Here is a 14,659-nt window from a genome sequence, read left to right as displayed (position 1 = left end):
TGGTGTATCGGCAAGAAGTCGGTCGAGCTGTCAGTAAGGTGTCAGGATGCGCGTGCACGAAGCGGTCGAGTCCCCGAGCGACGAAGCGCCGGTCGAGTCTGCGCGTCGGCAGCGGACGCGCGAGCGACTCGTCGACGCCGCCTACGAGGTCTTCGCCGAGTTCGGCGTGCACGCGGCGTCGGTCGAGCAGATCAGTGAGCGCGCGGGCTTCACCCGCGGCGCCTTCTACTCCAACTTCGACTCGAAGGAGGAGCTGTTCTTCGCCCTCGAGTCACGCGAGAACCAGCTCCGACTCGATCGTCTGGAGGCCGGACTGCAGGCGGTCAGCCCGTCGCTCCTCGATGCGGCGGGCCGCTACACCGAGGGTTCGCTCGAGGCCCTGATCCGTGCCTTCCTCGAACTCCAGCCGGACGACCGCCGCTGGTGCCTCGTGCAGTCGGAGTTCCGGATGCTGGCGATGCGCGACGCCGACGTTGCAGCCCGCTACCTGCAGCACCAGGAGAGCGCTGGCCGACAGCTCGCCGCGTGGCTCGACCAGGCTGCCGGACTCGCACACGTCCGGTTCACGATCCCGACGCCCGACATCGCGAACATCGTCGTCGCCCTCTACGAGTCGGCCATCCAGACGGCCGTGCTCATGGACCCGGACGGCGATGAGGGCTCACCGCGCGAGCTCGCGATGCGCACGCTCCCGGCCATCGTCCGCGCCCTCACTGAGTCGATCGCCGACTGACCTCAGGCCGACTCGCCGGCTCGATCCGGCTGCAGCGCCTGGGCCAGCATGACGATGATGCCGCTCGGCCCGCGCACATAGCTGAGCTTGTAGACGCCCTGATAGTCCGCCACGCCACGGAGCGGGAAGCAGCCGTGTCTGGCGGTGATCGCCAGCGCCTCGTCGATGTCGTCGACGGCGAATGCGACGCGGTGCATGCCGATCTCGTTCGGCAGTGTCGGCTCGGTCTCGATCGCGTCCGGGTGGAGGTACTCGAAGAGTTCGAGGCGTCCGTGACCGTCCGGCGTCTGCAACATCGCGATCCTGGCGTGATTGCCGTCGAGGCCCACGGCCGTGTCGGCCCACTCGCCGCTCACCGTGTCGCGGCCGAGTACGGTGAGGCCGAGGTCGGTGAAGAAGGCGATCGTCGCCTCGAGGTCGCGGACCGCGATCCCGACGTTCTCGAGTCTGATGTCCATGGGCTGCACGCTACCCGGCCGCGCGGGCCCGATCCAGGGTCTCCTGGAGCGGGCCCGCGTCGGAGCAGTCAGGCGGCGGCCCCGACTCAGCCGCTGAGGGCCGAGGTCGGTGGCGTCCTGGCTGCTCGGATCGCCGGGTAGAGGCCGGCGATCGCCCCGATCACCAGGGTCGCGCCGACGCCCGCGAGCAGCACCTCCGGGGGTACCGCCGTCGGCCAGTCGTTCACCGCGGCGACGACGCTCGTGACGCCGGTACCGATCGCGGCGCCCGCGACCCCGCCGAGCGCGGAGAGGAGGAGTGCCTCGGTGAGGAACTGAGACCGGATGTGGCCCCGCGTGGCCCCGAGGGCGCGACGGAGGCCGATCTCGCGTCGGCGTTCCAGGACCGAGATGACCATCGTGTTCGCCACCCCGATGCCGCCGACGAGCAGGGCGACGGAGCCGAGTCCGAGGAGGAGACCGGTGAAGGCTTGATCGGCAGCCTGCTTGGCGGCGAGGGCGTCCGACGGCCTTGAGACCTCGACCTCCTCGGGTGCAGCAGGGTTCACGGTGCGGGGGAGGAGCTCGCGGACGGCCTCGACGCGTTCGTCGGAGGACCGTTCGTAGACCGTGGTCGGTTTGCCGTCGTACCCGAAGCGTTCGGCGGCGACGGTCTCACCGATCATCACCGTGGTGTCGAGTTCCGGGGCGAGGTCGAGCGGATCCAGGATGCCCACCACCGTGAAGTACTGGTCGCCGAGCTGGATCATCGAGCCGACCGTAGCGATACCCAGCCGTTCCGCGGCTTTCGACCCCAGGACGACCGCGGGGTAGCTCGCCGTCGCCCGGTTCAGCCACTCACCGGTGGCGAGGGTACCGCCCACGACGTCCAACAGGCTCTCCGTCACCGCCGCTGCGCCGAGGCCCCCACTCGACGCCCGGTCGATGAGGCTGCTGCGGTAGACGAGGACGCCGTTCAGCACTGCGGCGGAGCCGGCTTGTTCCACACCGTCGACCAGTCCCACCTTGCCGACGGTGTTCGTGGGCAGGGTCGCTGCCTCACCGAAGAGGTTCTGGCCCGGTTGGACGGTCAGCAGATTCGTCCCGAGAGCGGAGAGCTGCGCCTGCAGTTTGGCCTGACTGGATGAGGAGATGCCGACGACCGCGATCATCGCCGCGATGCCGATCGCGATCCCGAGGGCGGACAGGACCGCGCGCGTCGGCCGTGCCCGCAGACCCGTCGTCCCGAGCCGGAGGATGTCGCGACCGAGGAGCCGCGACCGTCGATCGTGGTCGGCGTTCATGTGGTCCTCGTTCATGCGGCCAGCCCCGAATCGCTCACGATCCGGCCGTCGCGGATCGCCACCTGGCGGGGGAGTCGCGCGGCGAGTTCGGCGTCGTGCGTGATCACGACGATGGTCGTGCCCGCTGCGTGGAGTTCGTGCAGCAGTTCGACGATGCTCGCCCCGGACACGGAGTCCAGGTTGCCGGTGGGCTCGTCGGCGAGGAGCAGCGGCGGGTCACCGACCACGGCGCGCGCGATCGCGACACGTTGGCGTTCACCACCGGAGAGCTGCGTCGGGCGGTGTCCGAGACGGTGTCCGAGGCCGACGCGTTCGAGGGCGACGACCGCTCGGCGGCGGCGCTCGGCCCGGGGGACCCCTGCGTAGATGAGGCCGTCGGCGACGTTGTCGACCGTGGTCGAGCCGTCGGCCAGGTGGAACTGCTGGAAGACGAAGCCGATGCGGTACGCACGGAGGGCCGAGAGCCTCGCATCGGAGAGACGTCCGACGTCCGAGCCCGCGATGCGGGCGGTTCCGCCGGTGGGCCGGTCGAGGGTCCCGATGAGGTTGAGCATCGTCGACTTGCCGGAGCCGCTCGGCCCGACGATGGCGACGAACTCGCCCTCATCGATCGTCAGGTCGACGCCCGCGAGCGCGAGGGTGGGTGGCTCGCCGTACTCACGGGTGACCCCCTCGAGGTGGATGATCGGCGGTCCGGCCGGCGGTGGCGGTACCGCTGCCGATGTCGTCGCGGCGTCGGTCATGAGACCGGCACCACGACGTCGAGGCCCTCGCGGATGCCGTCACCCGAGACCTCGACGCGACCATCGGCGAACAGGCCGGTCGTGACCGGGACCTGACGGCGCTTCCCCTTCCCCTCGACGACCTCGACGCCGAAGGTCTCGTCGTCGATCGCGATGAGCGCTTCCACCGGGACGGAGAGGACGTTCTCGCGTCGTTCCGTCGGGAAGCCCACCGTCACGGTCGCGCGCTGCAGCTCGGCTGCGGCCGCCGGATCGTCGAGCGTGATGCCGACCGGGATCGTGACCTTCTTCTGTCCGTCCGCATCCGACTCGGTCGGGACGCCGACGTCGGTGACCGTGCCGGTGGTCCGCTGTCCGCCGGGGAGGTTGACGTCGACCTTGGTCCCGACGACACCGAGACGCTGATCCGCGAGCTTCAGCGGGACGTCGATGCGCTTGTTCAGGGATGACACGGTGACGACCTTGTCGGATGCGGCGGTGCCGACCGCGGCGTCGACCGATGCGATCCGGACGTCGCCCGGCATGAAGACGATCGATCCGAGCTCCAGGCGTCCGGTCTCCTCGACGCCGAGGGCTTTCTGCCAGCGCTCGATGGCGCGCGCCGTCGACGCGGCGAACTCGCCGTCCGGTTCGCGGTCGAAGTAGCCGAGCGCCGCGAGGCTCATCTCGAGTTGCCGGACGTCCGGTCCGTCGCTCATGCCCGACTCGAACGCCCGCCAGGCGGGCAACGGCCCGTGGAGGAGCGTGACCGGGACGTTGGCGACGGCGTAGAGGGTGCCGCCGAGCGACACGGTGCTGCCCGGGGCGGGTACCGCCGTGACGATGCCGGCTCCGCCGCCGATGGTCCGCTGATCGGCGTAATCGAGGGTGCCGGTCGCCTGGGTCGTCCCGGCGAGGTCGCCGGCGGTGATCGGTGCGGTGCCCGTTCGAACGGTGTTCGAGGGCTCCTCCTGGTTGGACGCCTCGGCGGAGGAGAGCATCGCGATGCTCGCGACGGCGCCGCCCGAGATCAGGACGGTGCCGACGCAAAGGGCTGCGATGATTCGACGACGGGCGCTCATCGGCCGGTCGAACCGAGTGAACTGCTGTTGCTCAGGTCGAGTCCGCAGGCGTCGAGTACGTCTTCAGGGACGTCGCTCGGAATGCTCATCGCCTCGCCCTTGACCGGGTCGGGGACGTCGATGCCGTTCTCACGGAAGCACTCGGCCATCTGCAGCTGCTCGTCGAACCGGTCCGAGACGGACATGTCGCCGCCCGACGGTGCGGGCGGGGCCCCGAGCTTGTCGGTGCACGTCTTGGACGCAGCCGTGAAGGCTTCCTGGTCCGCGTCGCCGAGACTGATCGCGGCACCTGAGCCGTCCTTGCTGGGGTCGGGCATGTCCACGCCCTCGTCGCGCATGCAGGAGGCGAAGGCGAGCTGCCAGTCCTCGAAGCTCTGAACCGTGGACGGCGTCTTCGAGCCGGACTCGGATCCCGGTGAGCCCGATGCGCACGCGGCCAACGATCCCACGAGGATCGGGATGGCGATCAGTGCGGCGAGCGTGCCGAACGGGCGGCGGGTGAAACGGGCGGTGGCGGTGTCGGACATCTGCACTCCTCTGGGTGGGCTGACTGGTGACGACCAGTCCACTCGGCGGCGCGTTGCCCGGGCGTCAAGGAAAACGTTGACGTTCTCTGAACATGCGGCCCGGGAGCATAGATAACCGACATTCGGGGGATGCTCGACCGGCCTCCGTACGCTCCCCGTGTCATCACCACCCCACCCCACCCCACCCGAGAGGAACCCCCATGCGCGTCCTGGTTGCCGAGGACGAGGTCTATCTGGCCGAGGCGATCCGAGCCGGTCTCCGCCAGGAGGCCATCGCCGCCGACCTCGTCCACGATGGCGACGCAGCCCTTGAGGCGCTCACGATCAACGACTACGACGTCCTGCTCCTCGACCGGGACCTGCCGGGCACCCACGGTGACGACGTCTGTCGGCAAGTCGTCGTCGGGCACCCCGGTGTCCGGATCATGATGCTCACCGCTGCTCGCCGTCTCGATGACAAGGTGTCGGGACTGGGGCTCGGAGCAGACGACTACCTCGCGAAGCCGTTCGAGTTCCCAGAGCTCGTGGCCAGGCTCCGCGCGCTCGCCCGGCGCACGGCGGAGTCGCGCCCTCCGGTCCTCGAGCGCGCCGGAGTGCGACTCGACCCGTTCCGTCGAGAGGTCTTCCGCGACGGCGTGTACGTGAAGCTCTCGCGGAAGGAGTTCGCGGTCCTCGAGCAGCTGCTGCTCGCCGACGGCGGGGTCGTCAGCGCCGAGACCCTCCTCGAGAAGGCCTGGGACGAGAACGTCGACCCCTTCACGAACACCATCCGGGTGACCATCTCGAACCTCCGCCGACGCCTCGGCTCGCCGTGGGTGATCACGACCGTCCCGGGCGCGGGCTATCGGATCGAGGGCGACTGATGCCCCGTTCCGACGCCGCGGGGTTGCTCAGCCGCCCGAACCGCTTGACAGTGCGTATGCGCTTGACGCTGACGTACGCGCTGCTGTTCACCGTCGCCGGCTCGATCATGCTCGCGCTCATCTACGCCTTCATGCGGTACGTCCCGACGTACGCGATCACCGCGGTGCGGGCCGATGCGGCCATGGACGGCGCGACCCGTTGGCGGGCGACCGTGCCGAGCGAGGTCGCCGGGGCGGCCACCTACCAGCCGGCCGAGGGGCTGACCTCGGCGAACGGTGCAGCGGCACTCGTCGTCTCGGACCAGAGTGACATCCTGAACACCCTCCTCGTCTGGTCGCTCATCGTGCTCGTCATCCTCGCCGCGGCGAGCGCGTGGGGCGGCTGGATCCTGTCGGGCCGGCTGCTGCGTCCGCTGCACGAGATCAACGTGGCCGCGCAGCGGGCGGCGACCGGATCGTTCGACCATCGGGTCGCCCTCGCCGGCCCGCGGGACGAGATCACCGACCTCTCCGACACCTTCGACCACATGCTCGACCGGCTCGACCGGTCGTTCCGCGCCCACCAACGGTTCGCGGCGAACGCCTCGCACGAGCTGCGGACCCCGCTCGCGACGACCCAGGCGATGCTCGACGTCGCGGCGACCAGCGACGACCTCGACGACGAGACCGTCAGGGGACTGATCGCCCGGCTCCGTGAGACGAACACGCGCAGCATCCAGACCGTCGAGGCCGTCCTCGACCTCGCCGACCTCGAGCACTCGGAGCTGCGGGGTGAGACCGTGGCACTCGGAGAGCTGGCTTCCGAGGCCTGCGTCGCCGCCGCCTCCGCGGCTCGAGCGCGCGGGCTCGACTGCTCGGCCGAGGTGCAGGACCTCGCGGTCTGGGGCGACGAGGCCATGCTGCACCAGCTGTGCGGCAACCTCCTGCAGAACGCCGTCCGGCACAACGTCGACGGCGGCTTCGTGCGGGTCTCGGTGCGCCGGTCGGGCGGTCCCGCGGGCGGCGCGGTGGTCCTCCGGGTCGAGAACTCCGGGGAGTCGATCCCGGCGGACGTGGTCGCGAGGCTCACCGAACCGTTCTATCGCGCCGGCGGCCGGGTCGCGCGCGGACCGGAGCGGTCACGTGGGCTCGGACTCGCCATCGTGGAGAGCATCGCCGAGGTGCACGGGGCTTCGCTCGAGCTCACCGCGCGCTCGGAGGGCGGGCTGGTGGTGACGGTCACGTTCCCGCCGAGCGACCCGGACGCCGGCACCGAGGCGTCAGCTCAGCGCGCCGTGACGACGCGCTCGCCCCGTGCCCACACGAAGAATCCGGCGAGGGTGAACGCCCCGTAGAACAGGTACATCGACGCCGAGACCCAGTACCCGGCGCCGAACAGGAGCGGGACGCCGACGAGGTCGACCGCGACCCAGATGAGCCAGAACTCCACCCAGCGTTTCGCCATCCCCCAGGTCGCGAGCAGGGAGCCCATGAAGATCCACGCGTCGGCCCAGACCGGCTCGTAGGAACCGAGTGCCCGGAACACGGGGATCAGGAGCAGCGTGCCGCCGAGCAGGAGGCCGAGGAGGACGAGCCGCACACACCAGCCGGCCCAGCGGGGCCGGATCACGGCGACCGGACCGGTCGTCGCCTCGACCCGCTCGACCCGTCGCCACTGCACCCAGCCGTAGATCGACACGACGATGAACATGAGCTGGCGGCCCGCCTGCCCGAGGAGGTTGGTCGGGTTCGGCGTGTGGAAGACCGCGCCGAGGAAGACGGTCAGGAGGAGTGCGTTGCCGATGATGCCGACGGGCCAGGCCCAGGCACGGCGACGCATGCCGCCGAGGGCGCTCGCCAGGCCGAACAGGTTGCCGACGACCTCCCGCCAGAGGACCACCTGGTCGCCGACCCTGAACGTCGCGTCGAAGAGCCAGAGGAGGATCCCCACTGCAGTGCTCCGATCGGGTCCGTTGCCAGATGATGCGCGGTCACGCGACCGACGGTCCACCGTACAACGTGCAGAGCCGCCTCCCGATCGGGAGGCGGCTCTGTGACGATCTGCGGCTCAGGAAGTCTTTCGTGGGCACTTCGACAAGCTCAGTGACCGGGAGGAGTGTGTGGCTCAGTGACCGGGCGAGGTGTCCGCGGAATGTTCCGGTCCCTGAGCCTGTCGAAGGGCGGTCGGCGCTTCGACAGGCTCTGTGACGTTCCGCTGTTCGTCAGCGGTCGCCGGCTAGCTCGCGGCGGGCAGTCCTCCACCGGCGGCGATGACCTGCTCGAGGAAGGCGTCGGTGGCCTCGGCCTGCTTGCGCATGACGCGCTCGGCCTCCCCGGCGCTACGTGCCTCGGCAGCCGCGACCAGCCCGGTGACGTAGGCGGCGAAGATGTCCCACTGGAAGAAGCCGATCGTCGGCAGCGAGGTGTAGGTCACCCGGGTGTTCATCTGACGGGCGACCTGCTGCAGCAGCGAGTTGCCCGAACGCTCGACCATGAAGTCGGCGAAGGCGGAGGACGACCGGAGGACGTGCTTGTCACGCGCCTCGATGTCCGCGAGCACCGCGTCGCCGAGCTCGCGGAACGCCGCGACGTCCTCGTCGGTGAACTGCGGGATGCTCCACCGTGCGCTGAGCTCGTGGAAGCCGTTCAGGAGGCGCAGTGCTTCGGCGTACTGCTCGGCGGTGGGTTTCGCGACTCGGGTGTACCGCTGCGGTGCGGTCTCGACCAGTCCGATGTCGGCGAGCTTGCTGATCGCTTCGCGGATCGGGGTCCTCGAGACGCCGAGCCACTTCTCGAGCTCTTCGTCGTTGAGGCGCTCGCCGGGCTCGAGGGTGCCGTCCTCGATCGCGGTCAGGAGCTGCTCGAAGACGATGTCGCGCAGGAGCTTCCGAGGGCTCGTCTCGACGGTTTTGGGAACAGGCATGGGACTCCGATCGTCGAGCTGGGATATGACCAGTTCAGAATACCGATATCCAAGGTGTGTTGGATAGTTTTGTGCCTCATGTGTTGGTGAACATGCCGGATGCACAGGTGTAGCCGAGTGCGCCGGGCCTTGCTATCCTGGCGCGCACGGGCGCACCCCGGAGCGGCAGGAAGGTGGGACGCATGTCGACGGACTCGACGGCCAGCAGGCCCCGCCATCGGCGGATCCATCTCTTCCAGACGCTCGGGGCGCTGCTGGGCGGCGTGACGCGGGTGACCGTGCCCGTCCTCGAGGACGCCGACCGAGCGGCGCTCGTCGCCGAGCTGGACGAGGTGTCGCGAGTGATCGGCTTGCAGGACCCGGTCGCCTACGCCGAGCTCTCGTGGCCGCTCATGGACCATCTCGTCGCCCTCTGCCCGAATCGCATCCTGGTCACGACCGCTCGCGACGCACTCGCGCTGCTCTCGCCGCAACTCGAGGTCACCGCCGACACCGACTGGCTCGATTGGCCGTCACTCGCGGTGGACTTCCCGATCCTCCGGGACGCGGTCGCGGAGGGGGACGCGATCGCCGCGGAACTGGCCGTGGAACGACTGTGGGGCATGGCCGCGACGCTTCCGTGAAGCATTCCAAATGCTGATATGCTGAAGTCGTCGCTTGCGACACCACTGCCGGAGACGCCGGTCAGGACATTCGGGTTCCTGGCTCGAGCGCCCGGTGGTGAGTCGGGTGGGTGGGTTTCGGGTATCCGCCCACCCGGCGTCTCGAACCCCATCCAGAAACGACACAGCCCCCACGCCGTCGGGCGCAGGGGCTGTGTGGGGGCGGGTCGCTCAGCCGATGACCGGGCCGAACCGCTCGGGGAGCACGCTCTTGGACACCCGACGCAGTTCGGAGACCGGGATGGTCAGGACGTCCTGGATCTCGAGGGCGGGCTCGGTCGCGTCGCCGACGGCCGAGGCGTCGGTCACGCCGATGCGGAGCACCGGGTAGCCGCGGCCCTCGCACAGACCCTGGAACTTGACGTCGTCCTCGCGCGGCACCGAGACGATGACGCGTCCGGTGGACTCGGAGAAGAGCGCCGTCGTGAGGTCGACGCCGTCGCGCGTGAGCAGCTCGCCGAGGAACACCCGGGCACCGACACCGAAGCGCATGACGCTCTCTGCGAGCGCCTGGGCGAGACCACCGTCGGAGAGGTCGTGGGCGGAGGACACGAGACCCTCCTTAGCTGCGGCGTGCAGCAGCTCGGCCAGCGTCTTCTCGCCGGCGAGGTCGACCTTCGGCGGCAGGCCACCGAGGTGGTCGTGGATCGTCCCGGCCCAGGCGGAGCCGTCGAGCTCGAGTGACGTGGTGCCGAGGAGGTAGAGGTTGTCGCCCTCGTCCTGCCATCCGCTCGGGATGCGGCGCGCGACGTCGTCGATCACGCCGAGGACGCCGACGACGGGCGTCGGGAAGATCGGGACGTCGCCCGTCTGGTTGTAGAACGACACGTTGCCGCCGGTGACCGGCACGCCGAGCTCGAGGCAGGCGTCCGACAGGCCGGCGACGGCCTCGGAGAACTGCCACATGACCTCGGGGTTCTCCGGCGAGCCGAAGTTCAGGCAGTCGGTGACGGCGGCCGGGACGGCACCGGTGACGGCGACGTTGCGGTAGGCCTCGGCGAGCGCGAGCTGCGCGCCCTGGCGCGGGTCGAGCTGGCAGTAGCGGCCGTTCGCGTCGGTCGCGATGGCGAAGCCGAGGCCGGACTCCTCGTCGACACGGATCATGCCGCCGTCGTCGGGGAAGGACAGCGCCGTGTTCCCCATGACGTAGTAGTCGTACTGGTTGGTGATCCAGCTCTTGTCGGCGAGGTTCGCCGAGCCGAGGAGGGAGCGGAACTGCTGCTCCAGCTCGGCAGGGGCGTCCGTGCGGGGGAGGGCCGACGCGGAGTCGGCCTGCAGGGCGTCGATCCAGGTGGGGTAGGCGACCGGGCGCTCGTAGACCGGGCCGTCGACCGCGACGGTCGAGGGGTCGACGTTCACGATCTCCTCGCCGTGCCAGTTGATGACGAGGCGGCCGGTGTCGGTGACCTCACCGAGCACCGAGGTCTCGACGTCCCACTTGTCGGTGACGGCGAGGAAGGCGTCGAGCTTGCCCGGCTCGACGACCGCCATCATGCGCTCCTGCGACTCCGACATGAGGATCTCCTCGGGCGTGAGCGAGGGGTCCCGCAGCAGCACGTGCGACAGCTCGACGAACATGCCGCCGTCGCCGTTGGCCGCGAGCTCGCTCGTGGCGCAGGAGATGCCGGCGGCACCGAGGTCCTGGATGCCCTCGACGAGGCTGTCGCGGTAGAGCTCGAGGCAGCACTCGATGAGCACCTTCTCGGCGAACGGGTCGCCGACCTGGACGGCCGGACGCTTCGTCGGGCCGTTCGCGTCGAAGGAGTCGGACGCGAGGATGGAGGCACCGCCGATGCCGTCGCCACCGGTGCGGGCACCGAAGAGGACGATCTTGTTGCCGACGCCCGAGGCGTTGGCGAGGCGGAGGTCCTCGTGACGCAGGACGCCGACCGACAGGGCGTTGACGAGCGGGTTGCCCTGGTACACCTTGTCGAAGTAGGTCTCGCCGCCGATGTTCGGCAGGCCCAGGCAGTTGCCGTAGGAGGAGATGCCGGCGGTGACGCCGTGCACGACGCGCGCGGTGTCGGGGTGGTCGATGTCGCCGAAGCGGAGCTGGTCCATGACGGCGACCGGTCGGGCGCCCATCGAGATGATGTCGCGGACGATGCCGCCGACGCCCGTGGCCGCACCCTGGAAGGGCTCGATGTAGGAGGGGTGGTTGTGGCTCTCGACCTTGAAGGTCACGGCCCAGCCCTCGCCGACGTCGATGACGCCGGCGTTCTCGCCCATGCCGACCATGAGGTTCTTCTTCATGTCGTCGGTGACCTTCTGGCCGAACTGGCGCAGGTAGATCTTGCTGGACTTGTAGGAGCAGTGCTCGCTCCACATGACCGAGTACATGGCGAGCTCGCCGCTCGTGGGACGACGGCCGAGGATCTCGCGGATCTTCGCGTACTCGTCGGCCTTCAGGCCGAGGGCGCCGTAGGGCTGCTCGCGGTCCGGTGTCGCGACGGCGTTCTCGACGGTGTCGGCGACGGCGGAGCTGGTGGGGGTGGTGGTCGTCACGAGGGCAGGACTCCAAAGGAAGTGGTGGGATGCCGGACCCACCAATCTTAGCGGCGCGCGGCGACGAACAGATCCTCGGATGGGCGTCGGAGGTCGACGCCGATTCGTCACGGTGCGGTGCCTGATTCGCGGTCTCTTCACGAGCTTCGAGATCGACCGTGACGATCGGTGCGATGGTTGCGTCCTATCACCAACGAAGCGATCAACCGCTCGCTCGAGACGAACCAGGAAGGGCAACACCATGTCGAACACCACCAACTCCCCGAAGCCCACCGTCACGAAGGGTGTCGTCGGCGAGAACAACGCCGCCACGCAGACGAACACCCACGGCAAGACGGTCATCGACAACGGCGTGGTCGCGAAGATCGCCGGCATCGCAGCCCGCGAGGTCCGCGGCGTGCACGCCCTCGGTGGTGGCGCAGCCCGTGCCTTCGGTGCCATCCGCGACGCCATCGGCTCCTCCGACCTGTCGCAGGGCATCCGCGTCGAGGTCGGCGAGACCCAGGTCGCCGTCGACGTCGTGATCGTCGCCGACTACCCGGTCGACCTGCAGGCCGTCGCGAGTGAGGTCCGCGCCTCCATCATCCGCGCGATCGAGCAGTTCGTCGGCATGGAGGTCACCGAGGTCAACGTGACCGTCAGCGACGTCTTCATCCCGTCCGACGACGAGGACCAGAACGCCGAGGCGCGAGTCCAGTGACCGCCACCAACACCGGCATCCTGATCGGTGCCGTCCTCGCACTCAGCTGGGTGGCCTTCGGGTTCTGGGCGTTCGTGTTCGTCGCGGTCGCGATGGGGATCGGCGCCCTCGTGGCCCGCATCGTCACCGGCCAGACCGACCTGAACGCGATCGTCGACGCCGTCCGCGGGAAGCGCGTCTCGTCATGACCACCGCCGTCCTCGACCGGGGTGTCCCCTCGGTCGCCGAAGCTCCCGGCGTGCACCCGCACGGCGGGCCGGGCCGGACGCGGATCACCGCGAAGGCCCTCGAGCACGTCGCCGTGAACATCGCGGCCGAATCGCTCGGGGTCCCGGCGGGACGCGTGAAGGTCGAGCTCGCCGACGACCGGGGTGCACTCGCGCTCATCGTCACCTCGCCGATGCGCGCGATCCCACTGGCGCGCGTCTCGGCCACCCCCGACGCGCTCCAGCGTTCAGGGGGCTCCATCGTCGAACGGGTCTCGGCCGCCACCGGTGCCATCGCCGCTCGCGTCGAGCAGTTGTCCGGTTCGAGCGTCTCGCGCGTCTCCATCCGCGTGAGCGGACTCGAGATCGACCAGGAAGGACGCGTCTCATGACCGCAACAGCAGCCACGACCCCGGTCACCGGCCCGACGCGGGTGCTCCGGCGCCTGGCTCGCCGCGAACTGCACTCGCCGCGCTCGACCGCCGCGATCCTCCTCGCGGTCCTGCTCGTGCTCGTCGCGCTCTGGATCGCCGTGGAGACGGTGCTCGCCCTCATCGGCGTCCGCCCGCTCCTCGTCGCCCCGGGTGAGATCCCGGGAGCCGCGGCCAGCCTGCCGACGACGCAGCCCGTCATCCTCGCAGTCGCAGGCGCACTCGTGCTCCTGCTCGGGGTGGTCCTCATCGGGATCGCGCTCGGACCGGGGCGTCGTCACCGCCATCTGTTGTCGACCGGGCGCGTACTCGCGGTCGTCGATGACGAGGTCATCGCGTCGGCCCTCGCACAGCGCGCTTCGACGACGGCTGCCACGCATCCTGACGGCACCTCCGTGGCCGTCGGCCGGCGGAGCGCCGCGATCCGGATCACCCCCGCCAGCGGCATGCCCGTCGACCGGTCCGAGGTCGACCGCGCCGTCGCCGCCGACCTCGACGCGTTCGGCCTGCAGCCGTCGCTCCGGGCGACCACCTCCATCTCGTCGAACGGGAAGGTCGGACAGTGAACTCCACCAACCGCGGACTGAACCGTCTGCTCATCCTCCTCATCGGACTCGTGTTCGTCGTGATCGGGGCGGCGGCGCTCGCCGTCGTCACCGTGCCCGTCGTCGCCGACTGGTGGCGCGACAACCGTGACGCGGTGCTCGACACGATCGACGGCTGGTTCGCCTGGAACCCGTTCGCCGCTGCGCCCGGCGCGGACGCCGGACAGACGGCCCCGGTCCTCGTCCCGATCGCCGGGATCGTGCTGCTCGTGATCGTCGCCGCCCTGCTCATCCCGTTCGTCCTGCGTCAGGGTCGTGGCCGTTCCGGCGTCGTGCATCGCGCGACCGTCGAGCACGGCGACATCGTGCTCGAGACGGACGTCGCGGCCAACGCGCTCGGCGATGCGCTCGACGACACCGAAGCGTTCTCATCCGTCCGCGTCTCCGCCTGGAACGTGAACCGGGCGCAGGCGCTCAAGGTCGCCGTCACCTGCCGGCGCGGCGTCTCGCCCCGCACGGCGGTGGAGACCGTCAGCACGGCGGTGGAGTCGCTCGACCGCCTGCTCGGCGTCGAGCTCCCCGTCCTCGTCGAGGTCGGTGGCGGCTTCCGCGCCGCCAAGCCGAAGCGCGTCCTCCAGTGACCGTCACTGATCCGGACGTGCCGGCGCAATTGCAAGCCCCCGTCCGAATCGGCTGATCCGCAGCCGCGCGTCGCAGAATGCCAGTGTCGCGGGAAGAACCATCGGGACACATCAACGCCCCACGGCGATCCGTGGGAGAGGGAGCAACACCATGGGTAAGAAGATCCTCCTCATCATCGTCGGCCTCATCGCCTTCGGTGCCTACACGCTCGGCGCGAAGGCCGGACGCACCCGGTACCGCGAGATCAAGCACGCCGCAGAAGAGTTCTGGAACGACCCTCGCGTCGAGAAGGCGCGCAAGAAGGCCGTGAAGAACGCGAAGAAGGCCACGGCGAAGGCCCAGAAGGAAGTCCAGAAGAAGCTCCACTGAGTCCCGTCGCCCGCCCGTCCCCGGGTGGA

The 14,659-nt window shown here is 69.7% G+C and carries 18 protein-coding genes; 10 read left to right on the top strand and 8 right to left on the bottom strand.

From position 1 onward, the window contains the following. Window positions 1–46 precede the first annotated feature (46 nt). Window positions 47–733 (top strand): TetR/AcrR family transcriptional regulator, encoded by a 687-nt coding sequence (locus ACQ3HE_RS07650; RefSeq protein ID WP_137242351.1) that lies wholly within the window; start codon window positions 47–49, stop codon window positions 731–733. Between the two features lie 2 nt (window positions 734–735). Here ACQ3HE_RS07650 and ACQ3HE_RS07645 read toward each other — a convergent pair whose 3' ends face one another. The 5 genes from ACQ3HE_RS07645 to ACQ3HE_RS07625 form a co-directional block, all read right to left on the bottom strand. Then, a complete protein-coding gene (locus ACQ3HE_RS07645) occupies window positions 736–1,191 on the bottom strand; it encodes a VOC family protein (protein WP_411557853.1) in 456 nt (151 codons plus the stop codon). An 86-nt stretch (window positions 1,192–1,277) separates the two neighbouring features. Continuing rightward, on the bottom strand, window positions 1,278–2,489 hold the full coding sequence (locus tag ACQ3HE_RS07640; protein WP_430892024.1) for an ABC transporter permease: 1,212 nt from the start codon (window positions 2,487–2,489) through the stop codon (window positions 1,278–1,280). Further along, window positions 2,486–3,217, bottom strand: a complete 732-nt coding sequence (locus ACQ3HE_RS07635; protein WP_430892023.1) for an ABC transporter ATP-binding protein — start codon at window positions 3,215–3,217, stop codon at window positions 2,486–2,488. Before ACQ3HE_RS07635 ends, ACQ3HE_RS07640 begins: the two co-directional genes overlap by 4 nt. Further along, window positions 3,214–4,278: a peptidoglycan-binding protein gene (locus ACQ3HE_RS07630; RefSeq protein WP_430892022.1), complete on the bottom strand. Its 1,065-nt coding sequence runs from the start codon at window positions 4,276–4,278 to the stop codon at window positions 3,214–3,216. The genes ACQ3HE_RS07635 and ACQ3HE_RS07630 overlap by 4 nt, the downstream gene beginning before the upstream one ends. Then, window positions 4,275–4,805, bottom strand: a complete 531-nt coding sequence (locus ACQ3HE_RS07625) for a hypothetical protein (protein ID WP_430892020.1) — start codon at window positions 4,803–4,805, stop codon at window positions 4,275–4,277. Before ACQ3HE_RS07625 ends, ACQ3HE_RS07630 begins: the two co-directional genes overlap by 4 nt. A gap of 200 nt (window positions 4,806–5,005) precedes the next feature. On the opposite strand from ACQ3HE_RS07625, the gene ACQ3HE_RS07620 reads away from it, so the two are divergent. Further along, window positions 5,006–5,668, top strand: a complete 663-nt coding sequence (locus tag ACQ3HE_RS07620) for a response regulator transcription factor (protein WP_159877646.1) — start codon at window positions 5,006–5,008, stop codon at window positions 5,666–5,668. A gap of 62 nt (window positions 5,669–5,730) precedes the next feature. Beyond that, window positions 5,731–7,002 carry a sensor histidine kinase gene (locus tag ACQ3HE_RS07615; RefSeq protein ID WP_430892019.1) on the top strand — a complete coding sequence of 424 codons (1,272 nt, stop codon included), beginning with the start codon at window positions 5,731–5,733 and terminating at the stop codon, window positions 7,000–7,002. Here the strand turns inward: ACQ3HE_RS07615 and pnuC are convergent. Next, entirely contained in the window at window positions 6,933–7,598 is a 666-nt protein-coding gene (gene pnuC / locus ACQ3HE_RS07610) for a nicotinamide riboside transporter PnuC (RefSeq protein WP_430892017.1), read from the bottom strand. The genes ACQ3HE_RS07615 and pnuC overlap by 70 nt on opposite strands. 285 nt (window positions 7,599–7,883) lie before the next feature. Then, window positions 7,884–8,570 carry a GntR family transcriptional regulator gene (locus ACQ3HE_RS07605; RefSeq protein WP_430892015.1) on the bottom strand — a complete coding sequence of 229 codons (687 nt, stop codon included), beginning with the start codon at window positions 8,568–8,570 and terminating at the stop codon, window positions 7,884–7,886. A 182-nt stretch (window positions 8,571–8,752) separates the two neighbouring features. Between ACQ3HE_RS07605 and ACQ3HE_RS07600 the strand changes: the two genes are divergently transcribed. Continuing rightward, the gene (locus ACQ3HE_RS07600) at window positions 8,753–9,193 is read left to right on the top strand and encodes a GntR family transcriptional regulator (protein ID WP_159877654.1); all 441 of its coding nucleotides are present in this window, start codon (window positions 8,753–8,755) and stop codon (window positions 9,191–9,193) included. Window positions 9,194–9,403: 210 nt separating this feature from the next. Here ACQ3HE_RS07600 and purL read toward each other — a convergent pair whose 3' ends face one another. Beyond that, on the bottom strand, window positions 9,404–11,737 hold the full coding sequence (purL, locus tag ACQ3HE_RS07595) for a phosphoribosylformylglycinamidine synthase subunit PurL (protein WP_191940468.1): 2,334 nt from the start codon (window positions 11,735–11,737) through the stop codon (window positions 9,404–9,406). Between the two features lie 241 nt (window positions 11,738–11,978). Between purL and ACQ3HE_RS07590 the strand changes: the two genes are divergently transcribed. The 6 genes from ACQ3HE_RS07590 to ACQ3HE_RS07565 all read left to right on the top strand — a co-directional run bounded on the left by ACQ3HE_RS07590 (window position 11,979) and on the right by ACQ3HE_RS07565 (window position 14,630). Beyond that, window positions 11,979–12,437, top strand: a complete 459-nt coding sequence (locus tag ACQ3HE_RS07590; protein ID WP_079001390.1) for an Asp23/Gls24 family envelope stress response protein — start codon at window positions 11,979–11,981, stop codon at window positions 12,435–12,437. Next, window positions 12,434–12,625, top strand: a complete 192-nt coding sequence (locus tag ACQ3HE_RS07585) for a DUF2273 domain-containing protein (protein WP_056008790.1) — start codon at window positions 12,434–12,436, stop codon at window positions 12,623–12,625. Before ACQ3HE_RS07590 ends, ACQ3HE_RS07585 begins: the two co-directional genes overlap by 4 nt. Then, window positions 12,622–13,035, top strand: coding sequence for a hypothetical protein (locus tag ACQ3HE_RS07580; RefSeq protein WP_079705038.1), 414 nt, complete (start codon window positions 12,622–12,624; stop codon window positions 13,033–13,035). The genes ACQ3HE_RS07585 and ACQ3HE_RS07580 overlap by 4 nt, the downstream gene beginning before the upstream one ends. Next, window positions 13,032–13,640 carry an Asp23/Gls24 family envelope stress response protein gene (locus ACQ3HE_RS07575; RefSeq protein WP_079705039.1) on the top strand — a complete coding sequence of 203 codons (609 nt, stop codon included), beginning with the start codon at window positions 13,032–13,034 and terminating at the stop codon, window positions 13,638–13,640. The genes ACQ3HE_RS07580 and ACQ3HE_RS07575 overlap by 4 nt, the downstream gene beginning before the upstream one ends. After that, window positions 13,637–14,260 carry an Asp23/Gls24 family envelope stress response protein gene (locus ACQ3HE_RS07570; RefSeq protein WP_430892013.1) on the top strand — a complete coding sequence of 208 codons (624 nt, stop codon included), beginning with the start codon at window positions 13,637–13,639 and terminating at the stop codon, window positions 14,258–14,260. Before ACQ3HE_RS07575 ends, ACQ3HE_RS07570 begins: the two co-directional genes overlap by 4 nt. Window positions 14,261–14,411: 151 nt before the next feature. Then, window positions 14,412–14,630 carry a hypothetical protein gene (locus ACQ3HE_RS07565; RefSeq protein WP_064294172.1) on the top strand — a complete coding sequence of 73 codons (219 nt, stop codon included), beginning with the start codon at window positions 14,412–14,414 and terminating at the stop codon, window positions 14,628–14,630. The last annotated feature ends 29 nt before the right edge of the window (window positions 14,631–14,659 follow it).

This window comes from Plantibacter auratus (assembly GCF_050587365.1).
Taxonomy (GTDB): domain Bacteria; phylum Actinomycetota; class Actinomycetes; order Actinomycetales; family Microbacteriaceae; genus Plantibacter; species Plantibacter auratus.
This window is presented reverse-complemented; position numbering and strand designations above follow the sequence as displayed.